This is a genomic window from Candidatus Rokuibacteriota bacterium (assembly GCA_030647435.1).
Lineage (GTDB): Bacteria > Methylomirabilota > Methylomirabilia > Rokubacteriales > CSP1-6 > AR37.
On the sequence record JAUSJX010000048.1, the window covers coordinates 36691 to 53042 of the forward strand.

General features: G+C 68.6%; 19 protein-coding genes. 16 read left to right on the forward strand and 3 right to left on the reverse strand.

What is annotated here, in order from left to right:
- The first annotated feature begins 188 nt into the window (after positions 1-188).
- The 16 genes from Q7W02_08785 (at position 189) to Q7W02_08860 (ending at position 14657) form a co-directional block, all read left to right on the forward strand.
- Positions 189-1553 (forward strand): extracellular solute-binding protein, encoded by a 1365-nt coding sequence (locus tag Q7W02_08785; protein MDO8476275.1) that lies wholly within the window; start codon positions 189-191, stop codon positions 1551-1553.
- A 79-nt stretch (positions 1554-1632) separates the two neighbouring features.
- Positions 1633-2601, forward strand: a complete 969-nt coding sequence (locus Q7W02_08790) for a sugar ABC transporter permease (GenBank protein ID MDO8476276.1) — start codon at positions 1633-1635, stop codon at positions 2599-2601.
- Between the two features lie 156 nt (positions 2602-2757).
- Complete coding sequence (locus tag Q7W02_08795) at positions 2758-3609, forward strand: carbohydrate ABC transporter permease (protein ID MDO8476277.1); 852 nt, start codon at positions 2758-2760, stop codon at positions 3607-3609.
- 105 nt (positions 3610-3714) lie between these two features.
- A complete protein-coding gene (gene ugpC / locus Q7W02_08800) occupies positions 3715-4809 on the forward strand; it encodes a sn-glycerol-3-phosphate ABC transporter ATP-binding protein UgpC (protein MDO8476278.1) in 1095 nt (364 codons plus the stop codon).
- 10 nt (positions 4810-4819) lie between these two features.
- The gene (locus Q7W02_08805) at positions 4820-6001 is read left to right on the forward strand and encodes an ABC transporter substrate-binding protein (protein MDO8476279.1); all 1182 of its coding nucleotides are present in this window, start codon (positions 4820-4822) and stop codon (positions 5999-6001) included.
- Between the two features lie 2 nt (positions 6002-6003).
- Positions 6004-6324: a hypothetical protein gene (locus Q7W02_08810; protein MDO8476280.1), complete on the forward strand. Its 321-nt coding sequence runs from the start codon at positions 6004-6006 to the stop codon at positions 6322-6324.
- A gap of 156 nt (positions 6325-6480) precedes the next feature.
- Complete coding sequence (locus tag Q7W02_08815) at positions 6481-7791, forward strand: extracellular solute-binding protein (protein MDO8476281.1); 1311 nt, start codon at positions 6481-6483, stop codon at positions 7789-7791.
- Between the two features lies 1 nt (position 7792).
- Positions 7793-8731, forward strand: coding sequence for a sugar ABC transporter permease (locus tag Q7W02_08820; GenBank protein MDO8476282.1), 939 nt, complete (start codon positions 7793-7795; stop codon positions 8729-8731).
- A 2-nt stretch (positions 8732-8733) separates the two neighbouring features.
- Positions 8734-9591 carry a carbohydrate ABC transporter permease gene (locus tag Q7W02_08825; GenBank protein MDO8476283.1) on the forward strand — a complete coding sequence of 286 codons (858 nt, stop codon included), beginning with the start codon at positions 8734-8736 and terminating at the stop codon, positions 9589-9591.
- Positions 9592-9607: 16 nt separating this feature from the next.
- Positions 9608-10486, forward strand: coding sequence for a branched-chain amino acid ABC transporter permease (locus tag Q7W02_08830; protein MDO8476284.1), 879 nt, complete (start codon positions 9608-9610; stop codon positions 10484-10486).
- Entirely contained in the window at positions 10483-11412 is a 930-nt protein-coding gene (locus Q7W02_08835; GenBank protein MDO8476285.1) for a branched-chain amino acid ABC transporter permease, read from the forward strand. The genes Q7W02_08830 and Q7W02_08835 overlap by 4 nt, the downstream gene beginning before the upstream one ends.
- The gene (locus tag Q7W02_08840) at positions 11399-12130 is read left to right on the forward strand and encodes an ATP-binding cassette domain-containing protein (GenBank protein MDO8476286.1); all 732 of its coding nucleotides are present in this window, start codon (positions 11399-11401) and stop codon (positions 12128-12130) included. The genes Q7W02_08835 and Q7W02_08840 overlap by 14 nt, the downstream gene beginning before the upstream one ends.
- Positions 12123-12860, forward strand: coding sequence for an ABC transporter ATP-binding protein (locus Q7W02_08845; GenBank protein ID MDO8476287.1), 738 nt, complete (start codon positions 12123-12125; stop codon positions 12858-12860). The genes Q7W02_08840 and Q7W02_08845 overlap by 8 nt, the downstream gene beginning before the upstream one ends.
- Positions 12861-12903: 43 nt before the next feature.
- Positions 12904-13284 (forward strand): cytochrome c, encoded by a 381-nt coding sequence (locus Q7W02_08850; GenBank protein ID MDO8476288.1) that lies wholly within the window; start codon positions 12904-12906, stop codon positions 13282-13284.
- A 35-nt stretch (positions 13285-13319) separates the two neighbouring features.
- Positions 13320-14114 (forward strand): enoyl-CoA hydratase, encoded by a 795-nt coding sequence (locus tag Q7W02_08855; protein ID MDO8476289.1) that lies wholly within the window; start codon positions 13320-13322, stop codon positions 14112-14114.
- Positions 14115-14117: 3 nt separating this feature from the next.
- Positions 14118-14657 (forward strand): carboxymuconolactone decarboxylase family protein, encoded by a 540-nt coding sequence (locus tag Q7W02_08860; protein ID MDO8476290.1) that lies wholly within the window; start codon positions 14118-14120, stop codon positions 14655-14657.
- A 416-nt stretch (positions 14658-15073) separates the two neighbouring features.
- Here the strand turns inward: Q7W02_08860 and Q7W02_08865 are convergent, their stop codons facing one another.
- The 3 genes from Q7W02_08865 to Q7W02_08875 are packed head-to-tail and all read right to left on the reverse strand — an operon-like array spanning position 15074 to position 16341.
- Positions 15074-15487: a VOC family protein gene (locus Q7W02_08865; protein ID MDO8476291.1), complete on the reverse strand. Its 414-nt coding sequence runs from the start codon at positions 15485-15487 to the stop codon at positions 15074-15076.
- Between the two features lie 23 nt (positions 15488-15510).
- Complete coding sequence (locus Q7W02_08870) at positions 15511-15990, reverse strand: MaoC family dehydratase (protein ID MDO8476292.1); 480 nt, start codon at positions 15988-15990, stop codon at positions 15511-15513.
- 15 nt (positions 15991-16005) lie between these two features.
- A complete protein-coding gene (locus Q7W02_08875; GenBank protein MDO8476293.1) occupies positions 16006-16341 on the reverse strand; it encodes a copper-binding protein in 336 nt (111 codons plus the stop codon).
- Positions 16342-16352: the final 11 nt, after the last annotated feature.

Sequence of the window (16352 nt, forward strand, 5' to 3'; positions counted from 1 at the left end):
GCGGTTTCTTGCTAAGAATGCGCCACGATTTTGGCTGATTTCTCACCCTTTCACGACCCTGTGACTGCCTTCACGAGCGTTGATTCTCACGGTCGGGGCTGGCCCCGCCGCTCGGAGTCCGCCGCCCGAACCCGGAAGGGAACGGCTCCGCACCACAGACACTTCACCAACACGAGGAGACATGGTCAATGACGACTGAGAAGCGCGAGGACGGGGCGGCGAACAGCCGGCAGGTGGACCGCCGGACCTTCATCAAAACGACGGGCGTGGCGGTGGGAGCCGCCGCCGGCATCGAGGGGATCCTGGCCGCGCGCCGCGCGCCGGCCTTCGCCCAGGGGACGAAGCTCCACATCGTCCGATGGAACGACTTCATCCCCGAGGCCGACGCGTGGTTGAAGAAGGAGGGCATGCCGGAGGCCTCCAAGGCCCTCGGCGCCGAGGTCACGCTCGAGACGATCGGGTACAACGACCTGCAGCCGCGCATCACCGCGGCCGTCCAGTCGGGCGCGGGCGCCGACATCTTCATGCTCTACTACAATTGGGCCCATCTCTACGCGAACTCGCTGGTCGACGTGAGCGACGTAGCCAACGCCGTGGCCAAGGATCAGGGCGGCTTCTACGACGTGTTCAATGCCGCCGCGAATGTGAAGGGCAAGTGGCTCGGCATGCCCCACTCCATCGTCGGCAACGCCATCGCCTACCGGAAGTCGTGGTTCAAGGAGATCGGCTTCAACGAATTCCCTAAGACCTGGGACGAGTTGCGCAAGGCCACGGCCGAGCTGAAGAAGAAGGGCAAGCCGTACGGGCAAACCCTCGGCCACACCTTCGGGGACGCCCCCACCTGGGCCTACCCGCTCCTGTGGTCGTTCGGCGGAGCCGAGACCGACAAGACCGGCAAAAAGGTGGCCATCAACTCCAAGGGGGCCCTCGACTCCGTCAAGTACATGACGGCGCTGTGGAAGGAAGGCTGCGACGAGGGCGGGCTCGCCTGGGACGACTCCAACAACAACCGGGCCTTCCATGCCAACGAGATCTGCGCCACGCTGAACGGCGCCTCCATCTACATCGTGGCCAAACGCCAGCAGGACAAGCTCAAGGACGAGAAGGGTGAGCCGCTGTGGCGCGACATCGACCACGCGCTCTTCCCCCTCAAGGGGGCGGTGGGGCAGTACCCATTGTACTTCAGCAATGCCCACGGCATCATGAAGTACTCGAAGAACCCGAAGCTCGCCAAGGATCTCCTCCGGTGGATGCACAAGAAGGAGAACTACGAGAAGTGGTTCCAGATCTGTGAGGGGTACAGCGTGGCGGCCACCAAGGAGTGGGAGAAGAATCCCATGTGGGGCAAGATCGACAAGCCGCTCCAGATGTTTCGCACGGCCGCCCGCGACACGCGCATCTTCGGTTACGCGGGTCCTGCCAGCGCCAACTCTACGGAGGCCTATTCCAAGTACATCATCGTGGACATGTACGCCAAGGCCGTCCAGGGCATGAAGGCCGAGGACGCCGTCAAGTGGGCCGAAGGCGAGCTCAAGAAGATCTACGAAGGGTAATAAGCGTTCCGCACGGCGCCAGCCGCCGCGGTCAGCACTGCGGCGGCTGGCGAGCCAGGGACAGGGCGCGGCGACCGACATGAAGAAGCCTATTGCTGGGGGATCGGGGGGCGCGGCCGGAATCGCGGCCGCGCTGCCCCACGCCGGCGCATCGCGCCCCGGGCGGATGACGCGCTGGCTCGAGAGCGAGCGCCTCCTGGCGACACTCCTGCTGGCGCCGGCAATCCTCCTACTCGGGCTCTTCATCGCCTACCCGTTCGTGATCGGCGTGTGGCTGTCAATGTCAAACGTCAGCGTGGGCAATCCGGGCGAGTTCGTGGGAATCAAGAACTTCGTCAAGGCGTGGAACGACTCGATCTTCCGGACCGCGTTCTGGAACACCGGCTTCTACACCTTCTGGGCGACGATCTTCAAGCTGGCGCTGGGCATGTGGGTGGCGCTCCTGCTCAACCGGCACTTCCGCGGCAAGCGCATCGTGCGGGCCGCCATGCTCCTGCCCTTCATCGTGCCGACCGTGCTGAGCACGTTCGCCTGGCGCTGGATGTTCGACCCGACGTTCAGCGTGCTCAACTGGATGCTCTACCAGGGCGGCTTCATCACGACGAAGCTGCCCTTCCTCTCCGACGGCACCTACGGCATGTGGTGCGCGATCGTGGTCAACACCTGGCGCGGCATGCCGTTCTTCGCCATCACGCTGCTGGCGGGGCTGCAGACCATCAGCCCCGACCTCCACGAGGCCGCCTCGCTCGACGGGGCCAACGGCTGGCACCGGTTCTGGCACGTGACCTGGCCGCTCCTCAAGCCCGTGACCGTGGTCGTCGTGGTGTTCTCGATCATCCAGACCTTCTCCGACTTCCAGTTGATCTACGTCCTGACGGGCGGCGGCCCGGCCAACGCCACGCACCTCCTGGCGACGTACGCCTACCAGATCGGTATCGCCACGGGGCTCCTGGGCGAGGGCGCCGCGATCTCGCTCTTCATGCTCCCCGTCCTCTTCATCGTCGTCTGGCTCCAGCTCCGCTATCTCCGCCGCCTCGAAGGCGCCTAGAGTGTCTCGAATGGCCACCCGGGAAGAACAGACGGGCAAGCGGGCTCTTCGCCATGCGGCCCGGTGGGGGGGCCCGGGATTGCCTTGTGAGGCGCAACCGCAGGCGAGCCGAGCCAACCCTCAGCGGGAGCGGCGGGCGCTCCCCCCCGGAACATAATGGTCATCGAAAAGAAGTGGAAGCGGTGGGTGTACTTCTACATTCCGCTCACGGTATTCGTGATCGGGACGCTCTTCCCCTTCTACTGGATGCTGATCACCGCCATCCGCCCGGACTCGGAGCTCTACCGATCCTGGCGCGCAGTCAACAACGCGCCCTTCTGGACGCTGCACCCGACGCTCGAACACTTCCAGGACCTCTTCGCCAAGACCAACTTCCCGCACTGGCTCTGGAACACCTTCTTCATCGCCTGCGCGTCCACCGCTATCTCGCTCTTCTGCGGGCTCCTGGCCGGCTACGCGCTCGCGCGCCTCAAGTTCCCGCTGGCCGGCACGATCGGCACCTCCATCTTCGTCACCTACCTCGTGCCGCCGACGCTCCTCTTCATCCCGCTGGCGAACATCATCCGCGCCTTCCAGCTCGGCGACACGCCGTGGGCGCTCATCCTGACCTACCCGACCTTCCTGATCCCGTTCAGCACCTGGCTCCTGATGGGCTACTTCAAGACCATCCCGAAGGAGCTGGAGGAGTGCGCGCGCATCGACGGCGCGACGCGCTTCGGGGCCATGATCTGGATCATCTTCCCGATCGCCATCCCCGGCATCCTCTCGGCGGGCATCTTCGCCTTCACGCTGTCGTGGAACGAGTTCATCTACGCCCTCGTCTTCCTCTCCTCGCCCGAGAAAAAGACGGTTCCGGTCGGCGTGGTCTCGGAGCTGATCCGCGGTGACATCTACTTCTGGGGCCAGCTCATGGCGGGGGCGCTGCTGGGCTCGATCCCAGTCGCGGTCGTCTACTCCTTCTTCGTCGAGTACTACGTGACGGGCCTGACCGGCTCCGTCAAGGGGTAGGCCGGGGCGGATACCAAGCGCCGTCCGGTTGTGCTAGTATCCCTCGCGCGGGGGCCTTGGCCTCCGGCGCGGGTGTCCGACTCCCAAGAATGAAAGAGGTCGCCCATGGCGCAGGTCGTGCTGAAGGAGCTGAACAAGAAGTACGACGAGGTGCACGCCGTCAAGGACGTCAACCTGACGATCCGGGACAAGGAGTTCATGGTCCTGGTCGGGCCGTCGGGCTGCGGCAAGACCACGACGCTCCGCATGGTCGCCGGGCTGGAGGAGATCACCTCCGGCGAGATCGCCATCGGCGACCGGATCGTCAACGACCTGCCGCCCAAGGACCGCGACATCGCCATGGTGTTCCAGAACTACGCACTCTACCCGCACATGAGCGTGTACGACAACATGGCCTTCGGCCTCAAGATGCGGAAGTTCCCGAAGCCCGAGATCCAGAAGCGCGTCCAGGACGCCGCTGAGATCCTCGGCATCCAGGAGCTGCTCAAGCGCAAGCCGCGCCAGCTCTCGGGCGGCCAGCGCCAGCGCGTCGCCGTGGGGCGCGCCATCGTGAGGCACCCGCAGGTGTTCCTGTTCGACGAGCCGCTGTCGAACCTCGACGCCAAGCTGCGCGTGCAGATGCGCGTCGAGCTCAAGCGGCTCCACGAGCGCCTGGAAACTACCGCGATCTACGTGACCCACGATCAGGTCGAGGCGATGACGCTCGGATCGCGGGTGGTCGTCATGAAGGACGGCTGGGTCCAGCAGGTGGGCGAGCCCATGGAGATCTATGCCAAGCCCCTGAACAAGTTCGTCGCGGGCTTCATCGGATCGCCGTCCATGAACTTCATCCCCGTCACGCTGACCGACGGCAGCGGCGCGCTCTTCGCCGAGGCCGCCGGCATCAAGATCAAGGTGCCGCCCCAGAAGGCGCAGAGCCTGATGGCCTACAAGGGCCAGCCCGTGACGCTCGGCGTCCGCCCGGAGGACCTGCGCGTCGGCGCGAGCTCGGACTCCGCGGACCTCTCCTTCGAGGCCGTGGTCGAGGTCGTGGAGCCGCTGGGCGCCGAGATCCTGCTCGACACCAAGGCGGCGGGGCAGCAGATCGTGGCCCGCGTCGAGCCCTCGGTCAGGACGCGCCCGCACGAGAAGATCCGGCTGACCTTCATTCCCGACCGCATCCACTTCTTCGACACGAAGACGGAAGCGGTCATCAAGTAGCCGCCCGCCCGTGACGAGCCTCACCGAGCGCGCCCTCCAGGGCGCGCTCCTGTTTTGCCTCGCCGCCGCCGGGGCTGCTCCCGCGCGCGCGGCGGAGCCCATCGTGATCGGAGAGATCAACCCGCTCACGGGCGCTCTCGCGCTCCAGGGCACCACCGTGCACCAGGGCATCGTGCTGGCGATCGAGGAGCAGAACGCGCGCGGCGGCATCGCGGGGCGAAACCTGCTCCTCCTTTCCCGTGACGACGAGGGCCGCCCCGAGCGCGCGATCGGCGCCGCCGAGGAGCTGGCCGGGCGCAGCCAGGCGGTGGCCCTGATCGGCGGCTACGTCGACAGCCTCGTCGGGCCCATCGCCGAAGTGGCCGACCGGGCGCGCGTGCCCTATCTCGCCACGGCCTCGCTCGACGAGCGACTGACCGGGCGCGGCAACCGCTACTTCTTCCGCATCTCGAGCCTGGCCGGCTATGTCCGCCCCATGACGGGCTTCGTGGAATCCGGGCTCGGGGCCCGCCGCGTCGCCGTGTTGTACTCGCCGACCCCGGGTGCAACCCAGCTCGCGCGGCGCCAGCGCGAAATCTTCGAGCGGGCGGGCGTCCGCGTCCTGGTCTACGAGCCGCTGGCCGCGGGGCTCTCGGACTTCACGCCGCTCCTGGCCCGCGTCAGAGACCAGGGCGCCGACGTGCTCATCTCGAACACCTTCTTCGCCGACCACCTGGTCCTCGTGCGCCAGATGGCTCAGGGGGGAGTCAAGCTCCGCGCTTTTCTCGGCGCCTTCGGGATGGAGTTCCCCGACGTGATCCGGAGCCTGGGGCCCGCAGCCGAAGGGCTCTACGGCACCACCGCCTGGCAGCCCGGCATCGCCGCGCCCGGACAAGAAGCTGACTCCCAAGCCTTCGTGGAGGCGTTCACGAAGCGCTTTGGAGTCCAGGCGGTGCCGCTCGCCATGCATGGTTACGCGGCGGCGCGGGCCCTGCTCGCTGCGTTGGAGGCCGCCGCCCGGAGCGGGCGCCCGCTCACGGGCCCCGGGCTTCGCGACGCCCTGGCCGCGGCCGACGTCATGACGCCCATGGGACGCGTGCGCTTCGACGAGCGCGGCGACCCCGTCTCCTACGAGCGCGTCATCCTCCAGATCCAGGACGGCCGGCACGTCGTGGTCTGGCCGCAGGAGCGCGCGCAAGCCGCGGCACGGTGAGCATGGGCGGGGAGTCGCGGACCGGTTTCGTGCGAGTGGACGGGTGCGATCTCTGCCGGGCGGCCCGCCTGACCCCCTGGTACCACGAGGACGAGATCTGCTGGATCGCCGAGTGCGAGCTCTGCGCGGTGCCCATGGTGGTCTGGCGCCACCACGGCACGGAGCCGCCCGACGGGCACGTAGTGCACATGCACCAACGCCTGCGGGAGGTCGCCGCAACGGAGCTGGGAGCGTTCTACCTGGACGGCCACATGCGGAACATCCCCGACCACTGGCACGCCCACGCGCGCCCGACGGGGGGCTTCTTCGGCCGAGGCCGGTGACGGCGGCGGCGGCGGTGAGGCACGTGACCCTTGACAATGTCCCCGGGTGACGGTACAAAAACTCACCATTTGACCTATCTCGAGGGGGTGAGAGACGCTACCGGCTTGGTTCTCGCGTTGTCGACCCGATCTCCCACTGCCACAGGGAGGCCTTGGATGAAGAAGCCCGATCGACGTGTCCCGACCCGACGCCAGTTCCTCGCTACGACCGCCGGCGCGACCGCCGGGATGGCCTCCTGGCTCGCCCTCGGCAAGGCTCCCGCCTTCGCCCAGAAGCGCGAGCTGACCTTCCTCTCCTGGAACCACTTCGTCCCGGCCTCGGACGACGAGCTCCGCAAGCAGGCGGAGGCCTTCGGCAAGGTCGCCAACTGCACGGTGCGCGTGGACACCATGGCGCATCTGCAGATGCCGGCCAAGGTGGCGGCCGAGGCCCAGTCCCAGTCCGGCCACGACATGTACAGGACGGCGGGCGCCGACCCGTTCCTCTACGAGAATCTCCTCCTCAGCGTGGACGACGTGGTCGAGAAGGTCGGCAAGCAGGGCGGGGGCTGGTACAGCTTCTCGGCCGAGAGCAGCCAGACCAAGTCCGGCTGGAAGAGCATCCCCTGGTTCTGGATCTCCTTCCCCGGCACGTACAACCAGGCCCACTTCAAGAAGGCCGGCTTCGAGGGCCCGCCGAAGACGTGGGATGAGCTGCTGAAGATGGGCAAGGTGCTCAAGAAGCAGGGCAACCCGGTCGGCCTCCCCATCAGCCACTGCTCGGACGCGCACTCGACGTACTGGTCGGTGGCGTGGTCCTTCGGCGCCAAGGTGCTGGAGGCGGACGGCAAGACGCCCGGCATCAGCTCCGACAAGACCGCGCAGGTCATCGAGTGGTACAAGGAGCTCTACAAGGACGCGATGGAGCCCGAGGTGCTGTCCTGGGACGACGCCGGCAACAACCGCTTCATGCTCTCCGGCAAGGGCTCCTGGATCCACAACCCGGTCAGCCCGTACAACGCCGCGCTCGCCAACAAGCAGCCCATCGCCGACGACATCAACCACCACAACAGCCTGGCCGGGTCGGCGGGAAGGCACTCGGCGCCGCCCATCCTGAGCCTCGGCATCTGGAAGTTCTCGAAGAACCAGGAGCTCGCCAAGGAGTTCGTCGCGTACCTCTTCCAGAAGCAGAACTACGACGCCTGGATCGTGGCGTCGAACGCCTTCAACCACCCGCCGCTCAAGAACCTCGCCGACCACCCGATCTGGGCGCGGAACCCGAAGTTCGCCATGCTGCCCAAGGAGGCCGAGTACGCGCACCCGCGCGGCTGGCCGGCCAAGCCGAGCGACACCGTGCAGCGCATCGACGACAACTACATCATGACCGACATGGTCGCCAAGGCCATCAACGGCATGCCGACCAAGCGCGCCATGGATTGGGCCCAGGAGCAGGTCGCGCTCGCCGTCAAGGGACAGCTGAAGGGGTAGGATGGCTGTCGGTCCCCGCGTCCTCGAGGCGGCCGGGTTCCCGCGTCCCGGCCGCCTCTCCCGTCTCCGCGAGTGGTGGGAGCAGGAGCACGTCTTCGGCTACGGCCTCATCGTGCCGGCGATCGTCCTGCTCGTCACCCTCGTCGCCTTCCCGTTCGGGATGGCGATCTGGTTCAGCCTCTCGGACTACTGGGTCGGGTCGCCCGGCGGCTTCGTGGGCCTCACGAACTACCGGGACATCCTCGGCAACGAGACCTTCCGTCAGACCGTCCAGAACTCCTTCGTCTTCACCGGCATCGCGGTCAGCCTCAAGATGGTCCTCGGCATCTGGCTCGCGATGCTCCTGGCCCGCAACCTCAAGTTCAAGCGCGTGATTCGCGGGATCGTTCTCCTGCCTTTCGTCATCCCGACAGCGCTCTCGACGCTGGCGTGGCTGTGGATGTTCGACTCGCTCTACAGCGTCGTCAACTGGACCGCGATCCGGCTGCATCTCATCAACGCGCCGGGGCCCAACTGGCTCGGGCAGTCCACGTACGCCATGGCGGCCGTGATCACCGTCAACGTCTGGCGGGGGCTGCCCTTCTTCGCCATCACGGTGCTGGCGGGCCTGATGGCCGTGCCCCGCGAGTACATGGAAGCCGCCGAGGTGGACGGCGCGACCTCCTGGGACCGCTTCTGGCACGTGACGTTGCCGCTCATCAAGCCGGTGCTCGCCGTGGTCATCCTCTTCTCGACGATCTTCACCTTCGGCGACTTCAACATCGTCCAGGTGCTGACGCGCGGCGGCCCGATCAACACGACCCACCTCTTCGCCACCCTCGCGTACCAGGTGGGCCTCCAGGGCGGGAATCTCGGACAGGGCGCGGCCATCTCCCTCTTCATCTTCCCGCTCCTGGCGCTGGTGGTCTTCTTCCAGCTCCAGTACGTTCGGAAGGAATAGCCATGGCCTTCGCGAGGAGCCGTGGCGCCCGCATCCGCTCGAACGCGTTCGCGTACGCGAACCTGACGCCCTACATCTTCTTCGTGCTGTTTCCGTTCTATTTCATGGCGGTGACGTCGTTCAAGTCGAACGCCGAGCTGTACAACCTCAAGTCCATCCCCTTCTGGATCCAGACCGGGGTGATCACGGAGCACTACACCTTCCTCTTCGCGAAGACCGAATTCGTGACCTGGATGAAGAACAGCCTGCTGGTCGCAGTCGTGGCGACGACGGTCTCCGTGGTCATCTCGATCCTGGCAGGCTACAGCCTGGCCCGTTTGCAGTTTCGCGGCGCGGCCTCCTTCGGCACCGCCATCTTCATCTCGTACCTCGTCCCGCCCACGCTCCTCTTCCTGCCGCTCTCACAGGTCGTGGTCTGGCTCGGCCTCGCCGACTCGATCACGGCGCTCATGGTCACCTACCCGACCTTCCTCGTGCCCTTCTGCACGTGGCTCCTCATGGGCTACTTCCGCACCATCCCGCGGGAGGTCGAAGAGTGCGCGCTCGTGGACGGTGCCACGCGCATGCAGACGCTCTGGAGGATCGTGCTGCCGATGGCCCTGCCGGGGATCATCTGCGCCGTGCTCTTCAGCTTCACGCTTTGTTGGAACGAATTCACCTACGCGCTGACCTTCATCTCACAGTCGGCGAACAAGACGGCCGTGGTCGGCGTCACGTCGGACCTGATCCGCGGCGACATCTACTTTTGGGGCTCGCTCATGGCGGGGGCGCTGCTCGCGAGCATCCCCATCGTGATCGTCTACGTGCTCTTCCTCGACTACTACGTCTCCGGGCTCACGGCCGGCGCCGTGAAGGGGTAGAGCGCCCGTCCTGTCGTTGTCGTCCTTCCTCCAGGCCGTGGTCTCCGGCGCGCTCCTCGGCTGCTTCTACGCGCTCGTGGCGTCGGGCTTCGCGCTCACGCTGGGAGTCACGCGCGCGCTGAACCTGGCCCACGGCGAGATGATCGTCGTGGGCGGCTATCTCGGCAACTGGCTCTGGGCGGGCTCCGCGCTCGGTCCCCTCTGGCTCATGCCCGTGGCCGCGGCGGCGCTCCTGCCGCTGGGCTGGGGCATCCACGCGCTGCTCCGCAGGCTGCCCGAGCCCCGGGAGCTCACGAGCCTGACGGCGGGCTTCGGCGTGGCGCTCCTGCTCCAGGACGGGATGCGCGCGCTCTGGGGAAGCGACTACCGGCTGATCGCCGACTCTCCGTTGACCGCGAGCCTCCATCTCGGCCCCGTCACTCTGAACCGGGGCCGTCTCGCGGCCGCCTCGGCGGCGCTGGCGGTCATTGCCCTGCTCTGGGTGGCCCTCACGCGCACGCGCTGGGGCCGCGCCGCGCGGGCGACCGCCCTCGACGCGGAATCGGCCGCGCTGCTCGGTATCAACACCGACTTCGCCGCGCTCACGACCCTGCTGCTGTCGTCCGCCCTCGCGGGCGCCTCGGGCGTGCTCTTCGCCACGCTCCACTACGTCCACCCGGCGGCCGGCGGACCCCTCGTCATGGTCAGCATCGTGCTGGCGCTCTGGGCCGGCATCGGGCGAATTCCGAACCTGCTGGCGGCGGGAATCGCGCTCGGGCTCGTCGAGACGCTCGGCGTCGCGTGGGCGGGTCCCGGCTGGCGCGAGACCCTGGTGGCGGCTGTGCTGCTCCTCTCGCTGATGGCCCGCGGCGGCAGCCTCGCCTGCGGGATGACGGCCGGCGGCCGCCCACGATGAGCGGGAAGCGCTCGAGGCTCGTGGCGGTGACGGCGCTGCTCGCGCTCTTGCCGGCCGCCGGCCTTCCTCCCTACTACCTGCATCTGCTGGCGACCGCCTTCATCCTTGCCACCCTCGCCTCGGCCTGGAGCGTTCTTGCCTGGGGAGGGCAGATCTCCTTCGGCCAGACGGCCTTCTTCGGGGTGGGCGCCTATGCCGCGGCCCTCGCCGCGATCCACGGCGTCGCATCGTGGGCCGCGCTCGCGCTCGGCGCCGCTGCCGGCGCGGCAGCGGGCGCGCTCGTGAGCGTGGCGGCCCTCCGGCTCCACGGCGCGCCGCTGGCGCTGGCCACGCTCGCCTGCGCTGAGATCGGCCGGGGCATCGCGCTCAACTGGGAGCGGCTGACCGGGGGCGGCGCGGGGATCGTCGGCATCCCCGCCCTGCCGGGCTCCGCGTCGTCGCCGCGCGCCGCCGCCTACTACCTGGCGCTCCTCCTGTTGACCATCACGCTCTCCGTCTTCACATGGATGACCGGTTCGCGGCTGGGGCTGGCGCTCGCCGCGGTGCGCGAAGATTCGGAGCGGGCGAGCCTGCTCGGCGTCAACCCGGCGGCCTGGAAGCTTGCCGCCTTCGCGCTCTCAGGCGGGCTCACCGGGGCGGCCGGTGGGCTTTACGCCCACATGGTCCGCGTCGTGGAGCCCGATCTCGTGTTCAGCTCCTGGTACTCCCTGGCCCCGCTCATCATGGCGACGCTCGGCGGGCCGCGCACCGCGCTGGGCCCTCCCGCGGCGGCGGTCGGCCTCTACCTCGCGAGCGAGCTCGTGCTCCAGCCGTTGCTCCCCGCGCTCCACCAGGTCGGGTACGCGCTTGCGCTGATCGCCGCCGTCCTCTTCCTGCCGGGGGGACTGGGCGGGCTCGTCGGGAGGCGCCGCCGTGCCGCTCCTTGAAGGCCGGGGCCTCTGCGTGGACTACGGCCGCGTCCGCGCTCTCGACGGGATCGACATAGAAGTCCAAGAGGGGCAGGTCATCGGCCTGCTCGGCCCGAACGGCTCGGGCAAGACCACGCTCCTCAATGTCCTGGGCGGGCTCCTCCGCCCGACGGCGGGCGCGGTCCGCTTCGACGGCGCCCTCGTCACCGGAAAACCTCCATGGGCCTTCGGCAGGCTCGGCATCGGGCGCACCTTCCAGATCCCACGCCCCTTCGCGGGGCTGACCGTTCTGGACAGCGTTCTCGTGGGTGTAACTCTCAGCAGAAGGTGGACGTTGATTCGCGCCGCAGATCGCCGCCGCGAGGGCGAGCGGCTCCTGGCCATCGTCGGGCTCGACGACAAGGCGGGCGCGCGCGCGAGCGAGCTCTCGCTCGGGCAGATGAAGCGCCTCGAGCTGGCCGTGGCGCTGTCCACCCGCCCGCGCCTCCTCCTGCTTGACGAGCTCGCGTCGGGGCTGTCGCCGCAGGGCCGCGGTGAGGTGCTGCGGTTCTACGCGCGGCTGAGGGAGCGCGGGATCACCATCGTCGCGGTCGAGCACTCCGTCGGCACGCTCGCGAGCGTTTCCGACCGCCTGATTTTGTTAAATGGCGGCGTGATCGCGGCCGAGGGTCCGGCCTCTGACATGCTCGCCTCGCCGCGCGTGGCCCAGGCGTACCTCGGCGGCGCCGATGAGTGAGCCCGTGCCGCAGCTCGAAGCGCGCGAGCTCCACGCCGGCTACGGCCTAGCGCAGGTGCTCCGCGGCGCCTCGGTCGACGCCGCCGGGGGCGAGATCGTCGTGCTTCTCGGGCCCAACGGCGCCGGCAAGTCGACGCTCCTGCGGGTGGTCGCCGGGCTTCTACGCGCGACGCGCGGCAGCCTCCTCCTCGACGGCCTACCCATCGGGCACTCGCCTCCGTGGGAGATCGCCGCGCGCGGGCTCGTCATGGTCCCCGAGGGCGCGCGCGCGTTCGAGCCGCTCTCGGTGCGCGAGAACCTGGAGCTGGGCGCCTTCCTCCCCCGCGCGCACGCGCGGGCGGACAAGACGATCCGGGAGGTCTTCGCGCTCTTTCCTATTTTGGAGACACGGCAGCGTGGACTCGCCGAGAACCTCTCGGGCGGAGAGCGCCAGATGCTGGCGCTCGGGCGCGGACTCATGGCGTGCCCGCGGGTGCTCTGTCTCGACGACCCCTTCCTCGGCCTTGGGCGCGAAGTCGCGGACAAGGTCGGCGACGCCATCCGCGCCGTCGCGGCGCGCGGAGTCGCGGTGCTCCTGGCCGGCCAGCACGTGCGCCGGCTGCTCCGCCTCGCCCACCGCGGCTACCTGCTCGACGAGGGGCGCGTGGCGCTCGAAGGCAGCGGGCCCGCGCTCCGCGACGATCCGCGCCTCGCGCGGGCGCTGCTCGACGTGGGGCGCGACATCAGCTGAGCACCCGCGTGGGCCTGAGCGCGCGCGTGGTATGCTCCGGCGGGTGAAAGCGAAATGGCTGCTCGTCATCCTGGCTCCCACCCTGCTGCTGCTGGCCGGAAGCGTCCTCGCCCTCCTCTTCCTGCCGCATCCGGTCCCGAAGACCGCCACGGCCGTGCAGCGCGCGTATCTCACCCGCTGCGCCACCTGCCACGGCGCCAACGGCCGGGGCTCGTGGCGCGCGACTATCTTCTTCATCCGGCCTGGTGACCTGACGGACCGCGAAGCCATGTCCCGGCTTTCCGACGATTACCTCTTCGGCCTGATCAAGGACGGCGGGGCGACGATCGGCAAGCCCGGCATGCCCGCCTTCGGCTATCATCTGACCGACCCCGAGATCCGCGCGCTGGTCGCGCATGTGCGGATGCTCTCGGCTCCCAAATAGCGCATGTCACCGTATCCAGCCCGGAGGATTCCCCGATGACCACGGACCTGCTCGAGACGATCAAGGACGGCGTCGCGGTGCTGACCATGAACCGGCCCGACCGGCTGAACGCGATGTCGCGCCCGATGCTGGACGCGATGCTGGAGGCCCTCCATCGGCTGGCGGATGACCCGGCGGTGGGCGCGGTCGTGCTCACGGGCGCGGGCCGCGGCTTCTGCGCGGGCGGCGACGTCAAGGCCATGGCCGAGGGCAACGAGCTCGGCGGCACCACGATGGAGGAGAAGGCGCAGGCGCTCCGCTCACGGATGGAAACCTCGCGGCTCCTCCACGAGATGCCCAAGCCCACCATCGCCATGGTGCGCGGCGCGGCGGCGGGCGCGGGGCTCTCGCTGGCGCTGGCCTGCGACCTGCGCGTCGCCAGCGACAATGCCCGGTTCGGCACCGCCTTCGCTCGCGTCGGCTACTCGGGCGATTTCGGCGGGAGCTATTTCCTGACCCAGCTGGTCGGCACCGCCAAGGCGCGCGAGCTCTACTACACCGCCGAGCTGGTGGACGCCAGCCAGGCCCTCGCGCTCGGCATCGTCAACCGCGTCGTGCCCGATGCCAAACTGGAGCAGGAGACCATGGCGCTGGCGGGGAAGATCGCGAGCGGCCCACGCGTCGCGCTGCGCTACATGAAACGCAATATGAATGCCGCCGAGTCGGGCTCGCTCAAGGACCAGCTCGACCTCGAGGCCTGGCACCATACCCGCACCGGCATGACCGAGGACCACAAGGAAGCGGCGCGCGCCTTCGTCGAGAAGCGCGAGCCCGTCTTCAAGGGGCGCTGAGCGATGGCCAGGCTCCCCGACATTCTCGGCTCGCTCGACCCCGCCGCGCAGAAGGTGTACGAGCGGATCGCCACGAAGCGCGGAAAGATCCGCGGCCCCTACGTCCCGCTCATGCATCACCCGGCCCTCGCCGAGCGCGTCGCGGACCTCGGAGAGTACCTGCGCTTCGGCGCCACCCTGCCGGGAGATCTGCGAGAGCTCGCCATCCTCATCACCGCGCGCCACGTCGCCCAGCCGTTCGAGTGGGTCATGCACGCGCCCGTGGCGAAGAAGGAGGGTCTGCCCGACGACGTCATCGAGCGGATCCGAGCGCGCGGCGACTTGGCCGGCCTGCCCGCGCGCTACGTGCGGGCCGCGCGGGTGGTGCAGCACGTCCTTCAGCGAGAGTCGGTGCCGTCCCCCCTCCAGGACGAGATCCAGCAGGAGGTGGGGGTGACCGGCCTCATCGAGCTGGTGGTCCTGGCAGGCTACTACCAGACCATCGCGGCAGTGCTCTTCGCCTTCGACGTCCCGCTCCCCGAGGGCACCCCCTCGCCCTTCTAGCGTGCCCAAGGCCTCGTGATTCACCGGGCGGGGCTGGGGGGGGTGCCCTCCTCGGACCACGCTGACTCGCGGGCGGGCTGCGTCCTCTCGTACGGGGCCACGAGACTCCGGTCTTACGCTTCGGCGGCGCGCAGAAGATACGGGTCCGAGGAGGGCACCCCCCAGCCCCGCCCTCACCGCTACGTCAACGACCTGCCGGCACCCTCTCGTTCGGTTTCGCGGCCTAGGATTTCCCGCGCGGGGAGCCGACTGGGGGCGGGGGGCCTTCCCCGTGGACCCGTATCTTCTGCGCGTTGCCGAAGCCGGAGACAAGAGTCTCATGGCTCCATCGAGACGGCGCGACGCGCCCGCGAGTCAGCGTGGTCCACGGGGAAGGCCCCCCGCCCCCAGTCGGCGTGTCACGGATCGGTGGCGGGTCAGCAGCAGCCGCCCGCGATCGTCGAGCGCTGGACGAGCTCGACCCGCGTGTCGTCGGGTGCGCGCATGAAGGCGATGCGCCCGCCGTTCGGCACCTGGATGGGGCCTTCGAGAAGCTTTGCGCCCAGCCCCTCGAGCCGCCGGATATCGGACTCGATGTCGGTCGAGTCGAAGCCGAAGTGCTCGAGACCGAAGTGGGCAGAGGCGTCTCCCGCCCGGAGGGTCTCTCCCGTTCGCGGGCCCGAGATGTTCACCGCCATGCCGCCGTCGGCGCTCTGGCAGCGCACGAAGCGGTCGCCGAAGACGCGCGTCTCGTCGTTGACGATCTTGAAGTCGAACGCCCCGACGTACCACTCGGCGGTGCGTCGCGGGTCCGACGCCTTGAGATGGATGTGGTTGATGCGGTAGGGCATTGGGTCCTCCTTGGGGGTCCTCCTCAGGGTTTCCTTCGCAGGAGATACCGGTGCTCGCCGTCCATGACCAGCTCCTTGTCCTGGTTGTGGATGGTGACGCGCATCGCCACGACGCCTGTCGTGCGGCCCGGCTCGAGCCGGGTGATGGCGAGCATCGGATACAGCGTGTCGCCCGCGTAGACGGGCTTGAGAAAGCGCGAGGACTGGTCGAGGAAGGCCACGAGAGCGTCGCCGACCACGTGCGGGAAGATTCCGGCGCCGGCCGCGCCCTGGGCGGCGACCATGAGCCCGTGGGCCAGCAGGTCGCGGTGGCCGTGCGCGCGGCAGTAGGGGCGGTCGTAGTGGATCGGGTGGTTGTCGCCCGAAGCCAGCTGGAAGGCCGCGAAGAGCGCGTCCGTCATGGTGCGCGAGGGGATGTAGAAGCGTTCGCCCACGCGGAAGTCGTCGAAGTAGCGCGGTGGGGCGAAGCGGTGCGTCTCGGGCGAGAAGTCCTCATCGGCCATGGAGCGCCTCCCCTCTCACTGGATCTTGCGGATCTCCACCACGAGATAGCGGTCGGGCAGCTGCCTCACCGTCAGCCGGACGCGGTCTCCGCGACGCAGGCCGGCGCCGTCCAGCATCTCCTTCGTCTCGGCGTAGAAGGCCATCCTGCTCATCTCGTCCATGACGCCGGGCGCGGCGTCGTGGCTGACGAGGATCAGCGTGTCGCCCCCGCGCCCCTCGAAGACCCCGGTGACCCGGAAGAGACCCCGCCCGGGGTAGACCTCACGATAGCTGCCCCAGATGCCGGCCGCGAAGCCCGCCAGCAGCAAAACAAAAACCAGCGGCACGGCCCATCGGCGGGAGCGGGCCATGCGCCGCGTCG